This is a genomic window from Microbacterium daqui (genome assembly GCF_050408675.1).
Classification (GTDB): domain Bacteria; phylum Actinomycetota; class Actinomycetes; order Actinomycetales; family Microbacteriaceae; genus Microbacterium.
The window spans coordinates 17,822-32,665 of sequence record NZ_JBNTKF010000015.1 but is presented as its reverse complement, the minus strand read 5'-3'; the positions used below and the strand labels follow the sequence as shown (position 1 = coordinate 32,665).

17 protein-coding genes are annotated in these 14,844 nt (G+C 64.9%); 6 read left to right on the top strand and 11 right to left on the bottom strand.

The features are described from left to right. Positions 1-3: 3 nt before the first annotated feature. Positions 4-873: an EamA family transporter gene (locus ACQUSY_RS09780; protein WP_428904296.1), complete on the top strand. Its 870-nt coding sequence runs from the start codon at positions 4-6 to the stop codon at positions 871-873. A gap of 51 nt (positions 874-924) precedes the next feature. On the opposite strand, the gene pdxY is transcribed toward ACQUSY_RS09780, so the two are convergent. Both pdxY and ACQUSY_RS09770 read right to left on the bottom strand, forming a co-directional pair. Then, complete coding sequence (pdxY, locus tag ACQUSY_RS09775; RefSeq protein WP_428904295.1) at positions 925-1,776, bottom strand: pyridoxal kinase PdxY; 852 nt, start codon at positions 1,774-1,776, stop codon at positions 925-927. Between the two features lie 93 nt (positions 1,777-1,869). After that, positions 1,870-2,676 (bottom strand): TSUP family transporter, encoded by an 807-nt coding sequence (locus ACQUSY_RS09770; RefSeq protein ID WP_428904294.1) that lies wholly within the window; start codon positions 2,674-2,676, stop codon positions 1,870-1,872. A gap of 106 nt (positions 2,677-2,782) precedes the next feature. Between ACQUSY_RS09770 and ACQUSY_RS09765 the strand changes: the two genes are divergently transcribed. Then, complete coding sequence (locus tag ACQUSY_RS09765) at positions 2,783-3,421, top strand: phosphoribosylanthranilate isomerase (RefSeq protein ID WP_428904293.1); 639 nt, start codon at positions 2,783-2,785, stop codon at positions 3,419-3,421. After that, on the top strand, positions 3,418-4,455 hold the full coding sequence (locus ACQUSY_RS09760; RefSeq protein WP_428904292.1) for an NAD(P)H-dependent flavin oxidoreductase: 1,038 nt from the start codon (positions 3,418-3,420) through the stop codon (positions 4,453-4,455). The genes ACQUSY_RS09765 and ACQUSY_RS09760 overlap by 4 nt, the downstream gene beginning before the upstream one ends. A gap of 22 nt (positions 4,456-4,477) precedes the next feature. On the opposite strand, the gene ACQUSY_RS09755 is transcribed toward ACQUSY_RS09760, so the two are convergent. From ACQUSY_RS09755 to ACQUSY_RS09735, 5 genes are all read right to left on the bottom strand, one after another. Continuing rightward, the gene (locus ACQUSY_RS09755) at positions 4,478-5,053 is read right to left on the bottom strand and encodes a flavin reductase family protein (protein ID WP_428904291.1); all 576 of its coding nucleotides are present in this window, start codon (positions 5,051-5,053) and stop codon (positions 4,478-4,480) included. 53 nt (positions 5,054-5,106) lie between these two features. Beyond that, a complete protein-coding gene (locus tag ACQUSY_RS09750) occupies positions 5,107-5,472 on the bottom strand; it encodes a hypothetical protein (protein ID WP_428904290.1) in 366 nt (121 codons plus the stop codon). 89 nt (positions 5,473-5,561) lie between these two features. After that, on the bottom strand, positions 5,562-5,954 hold the full coding sequence (locus ACQUSY_RS09745) for a Type 1 glutamine amidotransferase-like domain-containing protein (protein ID WP_428904289.1): 393 nt from the start codon (positions 5,952-5,954) through the stop codon (positions 5,562-5,564). A 43-nt stretch (positions 5,955-5,997) separates the two neighbouring features. Continuing rightward, positions 5,998-6,153: a hypothetical protein gene (locus ACQUSY_RS09740; RefSeq protein WP_428904288.1), complete on the bottom strand. Its 156-nt coding sequence runs from the start codon at positions 6,151-6,153 to the stop codon at positions 5,998-6,000. Positions 6,154-6,222: 69 nt separating this feature from the next. After that, complete coding sequence (locus ACQUSY_RS09735; RefSeq protein WP_428904287.1) at positions 6,223-6,723, bottom strand: DUF6328 family protein; 501 nt, start codon at positions 6,721-6,723, stop codon at positions 6,223-6,225. Between the two features lie 93 nt (positions 6,724-6,816). Between ACQUSY_RS09735 and ACQUSY_RS09730 the strand changes: the two genes are divergently transcribed. Then, the gene (locus ACQUSY_RS09730) at positions 6,817-7,716 is read left to right on the top strand and encodes a VOC family protein (protein ID WP_428904286.1); all 900 of its coding nucleotides are present in this window, start codon (positions 6,817-6,819) and stop codon (positions 7,714-7,716) included. Between the two features lie 45 nt (positions 7,717-7,761). On the opposite strand, the gene ACQUSY_RS09725 is transcribed toward ACQUSY_RS09730, so the two are convergent. The 3 genes from ACQUSY_RS09725 to ACQUSY_RS09715 form a co-directional block, all read right to left on the bottom strand. Continuing rightward, positions 7,762-9,486 (bottom strand): long-chain-fatty-acid--CoA ligase, encoded by a 1,725-nt coding sequence (locus ACQUSY_RS09725; RefSeq protein ID WP_428904285.1) that lies wholly within the window; start codon positions 9,484-9,486, stop codon positions 7,762-7,764. A gap of 77 nt (positions 9,487-9,563) precedes the next feature. Further along, positions 9,564-10,436, bottom strand: a complete 873-nt coding sequence (locus ACQUSY_RS09720; RefSeq protein WP_428904284.1) for a universal stress protein — start codon at positions 10,434-10,436, stop codon at positions 9,564-9,566. Between the two features lie 76 nt (positions 10,437-10,512). Further along, positions 10,513-11,145 (bottom strand): NUDIX hydrolase, encoded by a 633-nt coding sequence (locus ACQUSY_RS09715; protein ID WP_428904283.1) that lies wholly within the window; start codon positions 11,143-11,145, stop codon positions 10,513-10,515. Between the two features lie 102 nt (positions 11,146-11,247). On the opposite strand from ACQUSY_RS09715, the gene ACQUSY_RS09710 reads away from it, so the two are divergent. Beyond that, positions 11,248-12,201 (top strand): quinone oxidoreductase family protein, encoded by a 954-nt coding sequence (locus ACQUSY_RS09710; RefSeq protein ID WP_428904282.1) that lies wholly within the window; start codon positions 11,248-11,250, stop codon positions 12,199-12,201. A 63-nt stretch (positions 12,202-12,264) separates the two neighbouring features. Beyond that, on the top strand, positions 12,265-12,993 hold the full coding sequence (locus tag ACQUSY_RS09705) for an SDR family NAD(P)-dependent oxidoreductase (protein WP_428904281.1): 729 nt from the start codon (positions 12,265-12,267) through the stop codon (positions 12,991-12,993). On the opposite strand, the gene ACQUSY_RS09700 is transcribed toward ACQUSY_RS09705, so the two are convergent. After that, entirely contained in the window at positions 12,990-14,756 is a 1,767-nt protein-coding gene (locus ACQUSY_RS09700) for an alpha/beta fold hydrolase (RefSeq protein ID WP_428904280.1), read from the bottom strand. The two genes, ACQUSY_RS09705 and ACQUSY_RS09700, sit on opposite strands and share 4 nt — an antisense overlap. Positions 14,757-14,844 lie beyond the last annotated feature (88 nt).

Below are 14,844 nucleotides of genomic sequence, written 5' to 3'. Positions count from 1 at the left end.
GCCATGCAGCGTGACGGCCGCGCCAGTGCGGTCGCTCTTGTCGGCCTGGGCTTGCTGTGCCAAGAAGTCGGGGCCTCGTTCGGCGTCTTGATGTTCGGGTTGACGAACCCGGTCGCTGTGGTCGCGTTTCGCCTCGTGTTCGCCGCGATGATTCTGCTGATCGTGACGCGCCCGCGCGTGCGGTCGTTCGCCGGTCGGCAGTGGCGCGGCATCGTGCTGCTGGGTGTGGTGTTGACCACAATGAACGTCGCGTTCTATCTCGCGCTCGAACGGCTCGCGCTGGGCGTCACGGTCACGATCGAGGTGCTCGGCCCGCTCGTGCTCGCCGTCGTGATGGCGAAAAAGAAGAGGGCGTGGTTGTGGGCTGGCCTCGCGTTTGTCGGCGTTGCCGCGCTCGGTGGCGGCGGCTGGGATCGCCTGGACCCGCTCGGTGTGATGTTCGCGCTCATCGCGGGCGCGTCATGGGCGGGCTATATTCTCGCCGCGGCCCGGGTTGGCCGTGAAGTAGCGGGTGTTTCTGGCCTGGCGCTGGCGATGACCGTCGGTGCGGTTATCGTGCTGCCAGCGGCGCTGGTCATCGACGCCCCCGCCTTCATCAACCCGACGATCATCCTGTTGGGCCTCGGCGTTGCCGTGCTCTCGTCGGTCATCCCCTACACGGCTGAGCTGTTTGCCCTGCGCAAGATAACCGAATCAACGTTCTCGGTACTCATGAGCCTCGGCCCAGCCACCGCGTCAATCGTGGGCTGGCTCGTGCTTGGTCAGCACCTCACCGTGCTTGAGATCGCCGGCATCGTGCTCGTCGTGGCCGCCAGCATGGGGGCCGTGCTCGCCGCTGGGCGCACCGCCCCGCCAGCAGAGCCCGTCGCGTAACGAAAAGGCGGCCCCGCGCAGTGCGGAGCCGCCTTCACAAGAAGCCCAGGGTTAGCGAACCTTGGTGACCTCAAACTGCATGCGCGGGTGAGCGTATGCCTCTTGCGACTCGATGAGCTGCAGTTCTCGCTGACCCGAGGTGAGGGTGTTCTCCAGCAGGTCCCACACGCTCGATGCGGTGCGGGCCAGCGCCGTCGCCGCTGATCCCGTCTCGCGGTAGTGGGCGGTGAACAGTGCCGCCGTGACGTCACCCGAGCCATTGGCCTTCATCGGCAGGTGCGGCGTCTGCACAATCCACGCACCCGTCTCATCCGCTGCCAGCATCTCAATGGTTACGCTCGGGCGATCCGGACGCTCGACGCTCGTCACCAGCACCGTCTTCGGGCCCATGGCGAAAGCCTTGTCGACCGAGTCGAGCGTGGATTCGAGGGTGTCGGGCTCGGTTTCGGTGAGGAATCCGAGTTCGAACTGGTTCGGCGTGATGATGTCGGCTTGCGGAACCACGCGCTCGCGCAGCAGCACGGGGATCGCGGGTGCCACGAAACAGCCCGACTTCGCGTTGCCCATAACCGGGTCGCACGAGTACACCGCGGAAGGGTTGAGCTTCTTGACGCGGGCGACAGCGTCAAGAATGACGTCGCCGATGCCGTCGCTGCCCTGGTATCCGCTCAGGATGACATCGATGTCGCACAGGCCGCCGCGCTCTTCGATGCCGGTGATGACTTCGCGCACGTCGTCGGGGCTGATGAGCGGCCCGCGCCAGGCGCCGTACCCGGTGTGGTTCGAGAAGTTGACGGTGTAGACGGGGAGAACCTCTACGCCAATCCGCTGCAGGGGGAACACGGCTGCTGAGTTGCCCACGTGGCCGTAGGCAACGGCGGACTGGATGGAGAGAACCTTCATGACAAGCATTCTTGCACCTCGGTGGCATGCGACACGAAGTTGGCCTAGGCCGAAAGTGTCATCCCGCGTGTCAGGTGCCTGCTGATGCGGGCGTTACGCAGCCAGCATCGGCGCGATGTTTTCTGCCCACACGTCGATCGACAGCTTGACGATGAGGGCGGCGACCACGACCAAGAACACGATGCGAATGAACTTCGTGCCCTTCGAAATCGCCATGCGCGAGCCAACGTATGAACCGAGCATGTTGGCGAAACCGACCACGATGCCGAGCATCCAGAGAACGGAACCATGGGGCACGAACAACAGCAGGGCGCCGAAGTTGGTGGCAAAGTTGACGATTTTGGCTTTCGCGCTGGCCTGGAGAAAGTCGTAGCCGATGAGCCCGACGAGGCTGATGACGAGGAAGGTGCCGGTGCCCGGGCCGATCATGCCGTCGTAGAAACCGATGACGGCACCGAGCGCGGTCGCGGTGAGGATGTGCTTTTTACCGTGGAACCGCAGTGCGGCTTGCGCACCCATAGCCGGCTTGAACGCGGTGAACAGCGCGACACCGATGAGAGCGAGCACGATGATTGGCTTGAACACCGAGGCGGGCAGGATCGTGGCGACAAACGCGCCAACGAAGCTGCCGATGAGGGCGATCACCGCCATGATCGTGGCGGTGCGCATATCGGGTTTCGCGCGCCGATAGTAAGTGATGCTGCTGGTCGCGGTGCCAAAGATCGAGCCAAGCTTGTTGGTGGCGAGCGCCTGCACGGGCGTGATTCCGGGGATCAACAGCATGGCGGGCAACTGCACGAGTCCGCCGCCACCGACGACAGCGTCAACCCATCCCGCGAAGAGTGCGGCGATGATGACGAAAGCCAGCACACCCCATGTCAGCCCATCAATACCCAGCACCCTACGAGCGTACTCCGGCGTTGTGCTGGCGATTGACGCCGGTTGCGCCTCGTCACGCCGGGTCATGCGGGGGCCGCGGGGTGCGGAGCGGGTCTACCGTGGAACCATGACAATGTACGTGAAGGTCTGCGGCTTGCGTCACCCCGAGGAAGCTGAGGTGGCGCTCGCGGCGGGAGCCGACGCGATTGGCGTGGTGTTCTCGCAAAAGAGTCCACGCCGGGTGAGTGTTGATGAGGCGCGTGCGGTCGTTGCCGCCGTCGCCGGCCGCATCGACACCGTTGTCGTGACGAACGATCTGGATGCCGCCGAGGCTGCGCAGATCGCCCGCGAGATCGGTGCGAGCGTCGTGCAACTGCACGGTTCGTACACCGCGGAAGACTTCGACCGCGCCCGCGCGATCGTTCCGCGCGTGTGGCGTGCGACGTCGCTTGCCGAGACCGACGAGCTCACCGTGGGCGCGTATGGCGATGAGGCGATGCTGCTCGATGCCCCGCGCCCGGGCTCGGGTGAGCGGTGGGATCTCTCCGCACTCGCCGCGCACAATCTTTCCGGCCACTGGCTCCTCGCCGGCGGACTCAACCCCGACAACGTCGCCGCCGCCATCGCCGACGTGCACCCGTGGGGTGTTGACGTCTCGAGCGGCGTTGAGTCGGCGCCGGGCGTGAAAGATCTCGACAAAATTCGAGCGTTCGTCGCTTCGGCGCGGGGAGTCTCGGATGCCGCGGCAGAAGGAGTGGTGGCATGACGAGGTCGATCCAGGAGCTCTTCGGCATCGACGTGCCGATCGTGCTCGGTCCGTTTGGCGGTGTTTCGAGCGTCGCGTTGACCGCGGCAGTGAGCAACGCTGGCGGCCTCGGCTCGTATGGGCTGTACGGCTACACCGCCGAGCGCATCGCTGCGACGGCGGCCGAACTGCGTGCCGCGACCGACAAACCAATCAACCTCAACCTGTGGTGGCCTACCGGCGACGAAGCCGATCCTGCCGATGTCGATTGGGATGCGGCCGTCGCCGGCGTCGCCCCCTTCTACGCCGAAGCCGGCCTCGACCTACCTGCTCGCCCCGAACACTTCCTCCCGCCGGTTGACGAGCAACTCGCCGCCGTCGTCGAGGCGCGCCCCGCCGTCGCGAGCTTCGTGTATGGCGTGCCCGATGCGGTTGCGATTGAAGCGCTGCACGCGGTTGGTACACGGGTCGTCGGAACCGCCACGAACGTTGCCGAGGCGCGTGCGCTCGCGGCGGGTGGCGTTGATGCGATCATCGCGAGCGGCATGGAGGCCGCCGGTCACCGCGTGACTTTCATTGGCGCTGCGGAGGATTCCCTCCTCGGAACCTTCGCCCTGGTTCCGCAGGTCGTCGACGCCGTCGATATACCGGTATTGACAGCCGGTGGCGTGGCCGACCGTCGCGGTGTGGCCGCCGCGCTCGCGCTCGGCGCGCAGGGTGTCGTCGTCGGCAGCGCGTTCTTGGCGACCGCCGAGTCGGTCGCCCCCGCGTCTCACAAGGCGGCGCTGCGCACCGTCGCGGAGAGCGGAACCGTGCTGACGCGCGCGATGAGCGGACGCCTCGCGCGGGGCGTTGAGAACCACGCCATGCGTCGACTGGCCGCCGTCGGGCACGCGCCGTTTCCGGCGCAGAACATGCTGACCGGCGGGTTCCGTCGCGTCGCAGCCCAGCAGGATGACGCGTCAAAGCTGTCCCTGTGGGCAGGGCAAGCGGCGTCACTCGCCACCGGTGAGACGGCGTCCGACGTGTTCGCCGAGCTGGCAGCCGGGTTCTAGCGCGCTGAGATTCGAGCCGGTGCTACGCGCTCGGCGGCAACGTCATGCCCGCATCAATGCGTGACGTCTCGTCGAGGCGGTGCCATTCGCGGTTGACGTAGGCGAGGGGCGTCGAGCCTTCGCCCACCTGGCGGTTGATGCTCACCTGGAGTGCTTCAGCGGCGATCACGGTGGATCCGCGGGCATCCATCTGGTTGATGACCCGGCAACGAACCCACGCGCGGGCACCCGTGAAGGCGGTCTCGCCGGTGGGGAGCTTTTGCCACAGCGATGCATCGCCAAAGCGATCGATACCCTTTGTCGCACCGCGCTGAGCGAGTGGGATGTCGTCGACATCGAGCAGGTGCACCACGACCGTGTCACTCTTCACGATGACGCTCGTCGCTGACGAAACAGTCGTGACCGAGAACATCAGCAGCGGCGGATCCACGTTGACGGACGCGACAGATGTTGCCGTCAGCGCGACCGGCCCGTTGCCAGCGTCAGCGGTGATCAGTGCGACGCCGCCGGGGTGCCCACGAAAAACAGCCTTGAATTCGTCGGCAGAAACGTGGTGTTCGGGGTCAGCGCCCAGGGAAATTGGAGAGGCGTTCGTCACCCTTCGACCGTACCCCGGCGGAATGGGGGTGGGCTCGGTTGCGCCGTTTTTCGTCACGCGACGCCATCCGACGTCACGATGCCACGTGGTTCCGCAGGCTCCGCGGCGCATGCGAAGCGACCCGAACGATCCAGTCGCTGCACGAGTGGTTCCAACGCTCGTCCGATGACTTCGATATCGCTGTCGCTGAGGTGATTAAAGACGGTCGTGCGCACGTAGTCGAGGTGGCGGGGGAGGGCATGGATGAGCGCCTTGCGTCCGGCCTGCGTGAGCATGGCCACAGGAATGGCACGAACGCAAAGATTAGCGCACCGATGAACGCGCTGGAACCAGCGACGAGAGAGCCGAGGCCCGAAACGATGAGCGTCTGGTTGGCCGCGACGAAGCTCCTTGCCCTTCTTCAGCATGACGACGTCCATCAAAAACTCCTTTGGGGTGAAGAAGCCTTACAACGGGGGTCCAGCGATGACAGCGGTGGTGTTAGAGCGAAAGAACGGGGAGGGGCGTCTCAACGACTGCACCGTTTTCGACGGTGAGAGTCAGCGCGAGGGAGTCTTTTGTGGGGCTGATGGCGGTCACAAAATCGGAACCATTCCTCCGCGTCGTAGTGCGGCGAGAAGGAGCCGGGTACGAATCCCAAGCCCTCCGGCAGAACCTGCAGTATCGGTCCATAGCTGTCCGTGGTTCCGCCATCAAACCAGCAGATGCCGCCGGCAGAGCCGCCGGTGAAGACGAGGTTCTCGTTCGCGGGGTCGTTGAACATGTCGGTGAAGATGTCCCACACGCCCTGGCGGCGCCACACGTCGTACATGTTGGCGGTGTTGCCGCCGCCGACGTGGATAACGTCGAACTCGGTGATCCACGAGCGTAGGTCATCGCGCTCGCGCGAGAACAGCGGCAAGTGGTGGGGTGCGCACCGGTCAGAATCGTAGGTCTGATAGAAACTACAGAATGTAGTCGGGACGATCGCCCGTCGCGGTGCCCACGAACAGCACGCGAGGGCGGCTCTTACCGGTCAGATTCAGAATGTAGTCGTGGGTGGGATCGTCGCGGCGATCCATCATCACTTTGCCGGCACCGGTCGCCACAATATGAGCCATGCCCACAACATATCGGCGCGCTGCGCCGCTTGTACAGGGCGTCTCACCATCCGATACATTCGCCGGATATCAGTGCACAGATTCCCCGTCGATGCGATGGGCCGCGGCCGCGATTCCCCACAACACCAACAACACAACAACCGATACGGCAGCGGCCCAGAGCCCCGCGACGGCAGAGACCACGACTTCGAAGATAAAGCTCGTCACGCCGATGACCAGTAGCGAGACCACGACCAGCGTCGTAATCAACAGCCGGTTCGCGACCCGCACGACGCGGTCTTTGATTTGCTTGCCGGAGTTCAGTCGGTGCACCAAGACCGGTGTCAGCCCCAAAACGGTTGCGAGTGCGGCGAGCCCGACGAGCACGAGGTAGTGCACGCGAAGGTCGTGGGTGAGGTCTTTGAAGCCGGACTGAAACGCCACCGCCAACAAGAAACCTGACGTGAGCTGGGTGCCCGTCAGCGTCACGCGCAGCTCTTGCAGAATGTCGGTGAAGCGCCGGTCGGCGCGCTGATCCGCAGTCTCACTGCGGCCTCGAGCCTCCGCGGAGTGTTCAGCGTCGCTGGTCATCTCTCTTTGATAGCAGAACCTGTACGCGCGTGGGTCTTGAATCGTGGCGCGATCAGGCGCACAGTTACTCCGTATCCAACCGAGGAGCGCGCGATGCAAAAGATCACCCCCAACATTTGGTACACCGGCAACGCCGAAGAAGCCGGCACCTATTACGCCTCAATCTTCGACGACACCACGACCGCCGTCACCGCCCGGTACCCCGATGAGGTACCCGATTGGCAGGCCGAGTTCGCGGGCGCACCCCTCATGGTTGACGTCGCGATCAGCGGCTACCACCTCACCCTCATCAACGCAGGTGGCGAGTTTCACCCCAACCCATCGATTTCGTTCATGCTGAACTTCGACCCGCTCATGTTTGACGGTGATGCGGCGGCAGCCCGCGCCCGCATGGACGCAATGTGGGCGCACCTGACTGAGGGGGGCTCCGCCCTCATGGACATCGACGAATACCCGTGGAGCAAGCGCTACGGCTGGATCCAAGATCGTTACGGCGTCAGCTGGCAACTCATGCTGACCGACCCAGACGGCGACCCGCGCCCGTTCGTAATTCCGCAACTCATGTTCTCGGCCGGCGTCGTCGGCAAGTCGCGCGAAGCAGCGACCTTCTTCACCGAGCTGTTCGATGACGCTGCGCTCGGCATGATTGCGGAGTATCCGGAACCATCGGGTAACGCTCCCGAAGGAAGCATCATGTTCGGTGAGTTCTGTATCGGGCCGCAGTGGTTCTCGATGATGGACGATGGCGGTGGCGGCGATAACCCGTTCACGCCCGCCGTATCGCTCGAAGTACAGTGCAAAGACCAGGCCGAAATCGACCGGTATTGGGACGCCCTGAGCGCCGTTCCGGAAGCGGAACAGTGTGGCTGGCTTGCCGATAAGTGGGGCGTCAGCTGGCAGATCGTGCCCGCCAACATGGGCGAACTCATGCAGCGCCCGAACGCCTACGAACACATGCTCGCGATGAAGAAGCTCGTGATCGACGACTTCTAGGCGAAAGAAAAGGGGCCGCCCCGAAGGACGGCCCCCAAGCGATTCCTACTCGGCGTCGGTAACGATGGCCCGAGTCGCCTTGCGATCGGCGATGAGCGTCTCGCGCACGATGCGGCGCAACACCTTGCCGATGAGCGACTTCGGTAGCTCTTCCCACACCGTGTAGCTGGTCGGGCGCTTGTACTCGGCGAGGTGTTCGCGGGCGGTGTCGCGCGCGGCGTCCTCATCGAACGTGGCGCCCTCCTCGAGGATGATGACCGCGGTCACGACCTCGGCGCCGCCACCACGCGGAATGCCGACGACGGCCGACTCGGCCACGCCCGCCACCGTGTTCAGCACCTTTTCGACGTCGCTCGGCGACACGTTGAAGCCACCCGTGATGATAATTTCCTTCTTGCGGTCAACGACCGTCACGAATCCATCTTCGTCTTGCGTCACGAGGTCGCCGGTGCGGAGCCAGCCGCCCTCGAGCAGGGTGGCCGCGGTCTCTTCCGGGCGGTTCCAGTAGCCCTGGAACACCTGCGGGCCCGCGATCAGCAGTTCGCCGACCTCGCCGAGTGCGACTTCAACGGTCGGCTCGTTGGGGTCGACGACCTTGATGTCGGTCGACGGGAACGGGATGCCGATCGTGCCGATCTTGCGCGACTCCTCGTTGAACGGGTTCGCGAGCGCAACCGGGCTGGTCTCGGTGAGCCCGTAGCCTTCGTTGAGCATGGAACCTGCGACGTCTTCCCAGCGGCCCACGACCGCCGGCGTCAGGGTCATGGCACCCGAAATCGAGTACACGACTTCGGAGAGATCCAGGTTGCCGTCACGCGCCACGCGGGCGAGGCGGTCAAACATCGGCGGCACCGCCGGAATGAATGTCGGCGGGAACTTCTTTGCCGCCTTCGACACGAGCTCCGGGTCAAACGTCGGGAACAGCACGGCGCGCGAGCCCGTCTCGACCGCGTAGATCACCGACAGCAGCACGCCGAACGAGTGGAACATCGGGAGGAGCCCGTAGATGGATCCCTTGCCGGGCACGAAGTTGGGCATCCATGCCTTGCCCTGGCGGGCATTGGCCCACAGGTTGCCGTGCGTGATGATGGCGCCCTTCGGGCTGCCGGTGGTGCCCGACGTGTACTGCAGGCACGCGATATCGGTCACCGACGGGCGAGGGTGCGCAGCATCCAGCGGACGTGAGCGTTCCAGCGCGGCGAAATTAACGGTTCCGGGAGCCGGGGCCGTGAGCTTCGCGCGCGATTCCTTCGCCTTCGCGATCGGCAGCGACAGCGCCAGGCGCATCGTGAGCGGCATTGCGGTGGTCACGTCAACGGCGACAACCGTGCCGATGCCGAGGTCGGCGGGCAACGACTGAATGAGCGGTGCCACCTTGTTCCACGCGATCACGATCTGAGCGCCGTGGTCGCGGAACTGCACTTCGAGTTCGTCGCGCGTGTACAACGGGTTGTGCTCAACGACAATGGCGCCGAGGCGCAGTACCGCGTAGAACGCGATGACGTGCTGCGGGGCGTTCGGCATGACGAGGGCGACGCGGTCACCCTGCTTGACGCCGAGCTTGCGCAAGCCCTCGGCAACGCGCGAAACGCGGTCGCCGAGTTCGCGATACGACACGGTCTGGCCGAAGAAGGCGATTGCGTCGTTGCGTGCGTACTGGGCGACGCGCTCTTCGAGTAGATCGCTCAGCGAGCCGGTCGGGAGGTCAATGTCGATGGGCGAGCCCTCGGCGTAAAACCTGTTCCATTCGCGGTTTTCATTCACATGCATCCGTCCAGGTTACGCCTGAAAGCAAGAAAAGCCCCGTTCTCGCGGCCGCAAGCCGGAGAACGGGGCACAAGAACGCGTTAGCGAACGATCGCGGTCGGCGACGTCAGGTTCACGAGCACTTCGTGGCTGACCGATCCGAGCAGAAAGCGCGCAATGGTTCCGCGGCCGTGCGAACCGACCACAGCGAGTCGGGCCGTCTCGGCACGATCCGAGATAGCGTGCGACGGGTATCCGCTGACAACTTCGCGTTCGACGACGAGATCGGGGTAGTCCTGTCCGAGGCCAGCGAGTGCCACCGACTGCATTTCTTCGGTGATCGACTGCATGCTCGCGAGGTAGTTGTCATTGTCGAGCAGAGGCATGTGCGGCACCTGCACCGGGGTCCAGACGCTCACGACGACGAGCGGCTCGCCGAGGCGGTCGGCCTCCGCCGCGGCAAACTTCAGTGCCGCTTCGGAAACCGGGGAGCCATCAACACCGACAACAACGCCGTGACGCTCGGCGTCTTCATCCGACGCGCCAACCACGACGGTCGGGCAGTGGGCAGCGGCCACGATGCGTACGCCGTGCAGACCGCGGCGGCGGCCGGAACCATCACCAAAGTCACTGCCGATCACCAGGAGTGCAGCACCCTCGGTGGCGTTCGCGATGTGCGTGACGGGGTTGCCCTGACGTACCTCAGCCTCGACCGTGAGGCCAGCAGCACGCAACCGCTCGGCTTCGCGACTCAAGAAGTGGTCGGTCGACGACACCGCTGCATCGAGCAACTTGCCTTCGCCGACGGCGCCGGTGGCTCCGCCCACGACAGTAATGAGGTGCAGGGGCTGGCGGCGCTGGGTTGCGCGCTTCTCGGCCCACGCGAGCGCGCGGCGACCAGCTTCAGTATCGGTAAGTGCGACGACAATCGTGCCAGCCATGGTGGTTCCGTTCTTCAAGTGAAGTAGCAACACTTTCAGACTATTCAGGTATCGCGCACACGGCCAGGGTCATCGCCGTGATTAATGACCAGAACGTAGCCGAAGCGCGCTATGGGGTGAACATGCGCTCCACGGGCGGTCGGCCGCGGCTCACACCGCGGCGAGCCAGGGTTGAATCGCTCCACTCGGCGCTCGTCGACTTCACGACGCCGGGGAGAGCATCGAGCGCGCGATTGAGGTTGCCCATGTGCGGATCTTCTCCGGTGAGGGTACGCGTGATGGCGCGAGCGTCGGTCGTGAGGAACGGCGACGGCAGAATCGCGCGCGTGAAATCGAGATCATCAAGCATGAGCTTGCCGAGGAGCGGCAGGCAGTTCGCCACGATCTGCGAGTGGTCAAAAGCGAGGGGCGGAACCGCGTCAAGCGGGGTGCCGTCGGCAAGCTCCGGCAGAATCGCCCACATCGCGATCGACAGGCTCGGGCCGCGCGGGTCGCGGCTGGGCTCATCAAACGTGCGCAGCTGGCCGAGTGCCAGCGGGAGCGCGTCGGTCAGTTTCGCAATGGCACGGTGCGCTGCGCCATCCAGACGCTCGCCCGCACGCATCGTGACACCGGGCAGAGCCTGCTCGCCGGCATACGGCTCAGAGTCGCGCCGCACCAGACCGAGACGAATGTGCTCTGCAGCGGGGTCGAAACTCAGGCACAACACATCGACACTGACCACCGATAGGAGGTCTGTCATGGTGTGCTCCTCTCCCCGCCAGCACGATCCGGCGAATTTTTCTCACACCTAGAATACCTATTTTGCGTGCGCACGAACCTGCCGAACCCGTAGCCTGGCCGCATGCGCGCACACCACTGGATTGCTACCGGCCCCAACGGCATCGCTGACTTTCAGTTTGTTGAGAGTGAGGTGGCCGAGCCCGGCCCCGGTGAAGTCACCATTACGGTGCAGGCGTCGGGCGTGAATCCGGCTGACCTCAAGCACCCGGGTCGTGCGACCGTTTTTCCGGTTTCGATCGGATATGAGGTGGCCGGAACCATTACTGCGCTTGGGCCAGAAACGGAAATTGCGTCAGGTGGTGGCGCGATTGGTGACGCCGTTCTGGCGTTTCGGGTGACGGGCGGGTGGGCTTCGATTCTGACGGTGCCCGCTGACACCGTGTTCGCGCGGCCGCAAAACCTTGGTGCCGCCCAGGCGGCTAACCTGCTGCTGGTCGCAACGACGGCGGCGGATCTGCTGCGAGTGGCGAAGGTGGAATCAGGGGAGACGGTCGTGGTATTCGGTGCGTCGGGTTCTGTCGGGGTGTCGCTCTTGCAAATCGCACGCTCGCGAGGCATCCGCGTTGTAGGCGTGTGCAGTGCCAACCGCGTTGACGAGGTGGCGCGTTTTGGTGGCGTCGCGATAGAACGGGGGCAGGCGCCGAGCGAACTGGCAGAACGCATTGCGCTCGCGGCGGCCGATCCGATCGCCGCTGTCTTCGACGCATCGGGCCGGGACGATGACATCGCGGCCGCGCTCGCGGTTGCTGGCAACCACGACCGCATGGTGACGATCGTCGGAACCGACGTGGCCAAGGATGCGGGTTTTCAATTCATTGGCGGGGTCGCGCCCGAGAACGCGGCCTACCGCGCCAGCGTGCGCGCCGAGCTGATCGATATGGCCGCTCGTGGCGACCTCGTGGTTCCGGTGTCGGAGACGTTCGTGTTGCGCCAAGCGCTCGATGCGCTGGATCTTGTCTCTTCGGGGCGCGCGGGTGGCAAGGTCGCCCTCGTGCCGGACTCTAACGACGTGTGACGGCGCGTCGGTGAAGCGAGCCTGAGCCGGGTAGCGTCGAAGGGAACACTGGAGGCTGCCTTGTTGAACCCGGAAACCCGTGACCGTATTGCCGCGTCGACCGAACCCGTCGTTGTCGTAACCGGGGCATCGAGCGGAATCGGGGCGGCGACCGTGCACGACCTTGCCGCCGACCACCTCGTCATCGCGGTGGGTCGCGATACAGGCCGCCTCCAGCAGGTGGTGAGTGCTTTGCGCGCCGGCGCCGTGGTTCCGCTCGCCGTCGACCTCACCGACGTCGACGCCGTCGCGGCGGCATTCGCCGACCTACCCCGCGTTGATGCGCTCGTGAACAATGCCGCCGTGATGTACCGCACGTCGGCGGCGACCCTTGAGCCCGAACAGTTTCGGCTCATGCTTGAGACCAACGTTGTGGCCCCCGCCAACCTCACCCGCCTGCTGTTGCCGCAACTGACCGCCGCCCGCGGCACGATCGTTTTCACCGGTTCCGGTGCTTCCCGCAACCCCGTGCCGCATCACATCGCGTACGCGTCATCGAAGTACGCGCTACAGGGATACGTCGACAGCCTGCGCCTCGAAGTTGCCGGAGACGGTGTGCGCGTCGCGACCGTCGCCCCGGGGCCGACAGCGACCGTCGGCGCGTACCGCATGGACGGATTGCCCGACGACAGCGCAGCGGGCGACCGCATCGACCCGCGCACGGTGGCCCGGTCGATTCGTCACGTCGTCGACGCTCCCGCCGACACCCAGCTCACCGAAGTGTGGGTGCGGCCGCGCGTCGAACGTCGCTAACAGGTGGTTTTGGCGGGCACCCGGGTGAAGCGGTTGCCCGTCCAGGCGAGGAGAGACGGCAAGAACTCGCTGTTTCCGTAGAGCATGCTGATGTGGTCAGCCTCGGGAATCGTGCGATAGGCGAGCGGTGTATCAGCGGCGCAGAGTGCGGCGACGTAGCCGTTTTGCACGCTGATCTTGATGAGCGGGTCTTCGCCGCCCGCCACGATCAGCAGCGGAATCTCGGGGCTCGGTTTCGGAATGTTTTCACGCAGTCTGTCGCCGAGCGCGCCGGTGCGGGGGTCGGTGCGAAAAAGTGAGGGGTCGATGAGGCGCGTCGCAACAACGAGCGCACTGCGCCAACTGCCGGGGCCATCAAGACAGCGCGAGGGCACTTCGCGTGCCGCGCTGATGATGCCGGGGCGGAGGTAGTCCGTCATGCGGACGTCGTCGTAGTGATCTTCGTAAGCGTTCAGCACGAATGCCGCGAACACCATGCCACCGGTGACTGAATCCATCGTGCTCACGAGGGCGGTGAGGTCGCTCACCGGGCTGATTGCTGCGACCCCGCGCACGTCGAGCTGGGGTGCATAGTCGTCCGCGATCCCGGATGCGGCCAGGGCCGCGTGGCCACCCTGTGAGTGACCCCACACGACGGTGGTGCGGGAGATACGCAGGTCAATGATCGAATAGGCGGCGCGCGTCGCATCGAGCACGGCTCGGCCACTGTCTTCACTAATTAGGTAGGGGTGTTCGCCGGGGGTGCCGAGGCCCACGTAGTCAGGTGAGACAAGTGCCCAGCCGTTCTTGATGATGTGTTGCGCCGCGAACATACCGCCGGAGCGGAACATATCGGGTTGCAGTGACGGTGCGCACGGGCGCGTGATGCCGGTCGTCGAGTGCGCCCACGTGACAGAGGGATGAATTTCTTCATCATCCGGGGCGATGGCAATCGCACTCGCGACGTCAATGGTTCCGTCGCCCGCTTCTGTCGTATACAGAAACCGGAACCCGACAGAGCCGTGAGGGATGCCCTCGGTGAGTGGCTCAAACTGAATGAGCTTGCCCGGTTCATCTGGCACGTTACGGGGCGCGGCGTAGAACGTGTCGGTCACCGTTTGGGGCCCGGTCTGCACGAGCGCGACGCCCACCGCCGCGATGGCGGCGGTGGCGGTGACGAGTGCGACAATCGAGCGGCCGAATCGGCGCCACCCGGTACGCTTGCGGCGCTCTTTCGGGAGGGGCTCGCGCGGCAGTGCTCGCCAACCGGCGTCGATGCCCATGACGACGAGCCAGGCTCCGAACACGACCGAGAGCACCACCAGTGAGATATCGCGCCAGAAGAACGCGACGACGCCAAAAATGATCGTGGCAATAGCGATCGTGATGCCGGCGATCTTCTCATCGAGCGGGCGATCGGAACGCGCCATCAGCCACACGCGATAGCCGCCGAGCGAGACCAAGCCGATACCGACGAGCACAGTCAGTGCAAGCACGGTGAGCCACTGCGCCTGCAACACGATAATGCCGACCGTGATCCAGATCGTTGCCGTGATGATGCGCCAGCGCACGGTTGCCGCGGTGTGCCAGAGCGCCAGCACGCCCTCGGTAATCGCACCGAGGCCAATCACGATGGCGAGGATGTCGAGCGAGAGCGTCGGGCGGCCAATGATGAGCCCACCGGCCGCGATTGCTACCGCCGCGATTGCCGCCCGCACCTGCCAAGGCAGCTTGGCGAGGGCTTGCGCAACGAGCGCTTCTCGCAGGGCAATCTTGGACGGCATGGTCTCCCCATTCCACACCACATCACGCCTCGGTGGGGTGAGGTGCGCGGCGGGCTCGCTGAACGGTCACGCGTTACCCCCAGGAAAC

Excerpts from the sequence above, each read along its gene's own strand:
- ACQUSY_RS09700 (WP_428904280.1), bottom strand. The coding sequence starts at position 14,756 with ATGCCGTCCAAGATTGCCCTGCGAGAAGCGCTCGTTGCGCAAGCCCTC.
- ACQUSY_RS09735 (WP_428904287.1), bottom strand. The coding sequence starts at position 6,723 with ATGACCAGCGACGCTGAACACTCCGCGGAGGCTCGAGGCCGCAGTGAG.
- ACQUSY_RS09710 (WP_428904282.1), top strand. The coding sequence starts at position 11,248 with ATGCGCGCACACCACTGGATTGCTACCGGCCCCAACGGCATCGCTGAC.
- ACQUSY_RS09715 (WP_428904283.1), bottom strand. The coding sequence starts at position 11,145 with ATGACAGACCTCCTATCGGTGGTCAGTGTCGATGTGTTGTGCCTGAGT.
- ACQUSY_RS09765 (WP_428904293.1), top strand. The coding sequence starts at position 2,783 with ATGACAATGTACGTGAAGGTCTGCGGCTTGCGTCACCCCGAGGAAGCT.
- ACQUSY_RS09780 (WP_428904296.1), top strand. The coding sequence starts at position 4 with ATGCAGCGTGACGGCCGCGCCAGTGCGGTCGCTCTTGTCGGCCTGGGC.
- ACQUSY_RS09725 (WP_428904285.1), bottom strand. The coding sequence starts at position 9,486 with ATGCATGTGAATGAAAACCGCGAATGGAACAGGTTTTACGCCGAGGGC.
- pdxY (WP_428904295.1), bottom strand. The coding sequence starts at position 1,776 with ATGAAGGTTCTCTCCATCCAGTCCGCCGTTGCCTACGGCCACGTGGGC.
- ACQUSY_RS09750 (WP_428904290.1), bottom strand. The coding sequence starts at position 5,472 with ATGGACGTCGTCATGCTGAAGAAGGGCAAGGAGCTTCGTCGCGGCCAA.
- ACQUSY_RS09740 (WP_428904288.1), bottom strand. The coding sequence starts at position 6,153 with ATGGCTCATATTGTGGCGACCGGTGCCGGCAAAGTGATGATGGATCGC.
- ACQUSY_RS09730 (WP_428904286.1), top strand. The coding sequence starts at position 6,817 with ATGCAAAAGATCACCCCCAACATTTGGTACACCGGCAACGCCGAAGAA.
- ACQUSY_RS09760 (WP_428904292.1), top strand. The coding sequence starts at position 3,418 with ATGACGAGGTCGATCCAGGAGCTCTTCGGCATCGACGTGCCGATCGTG.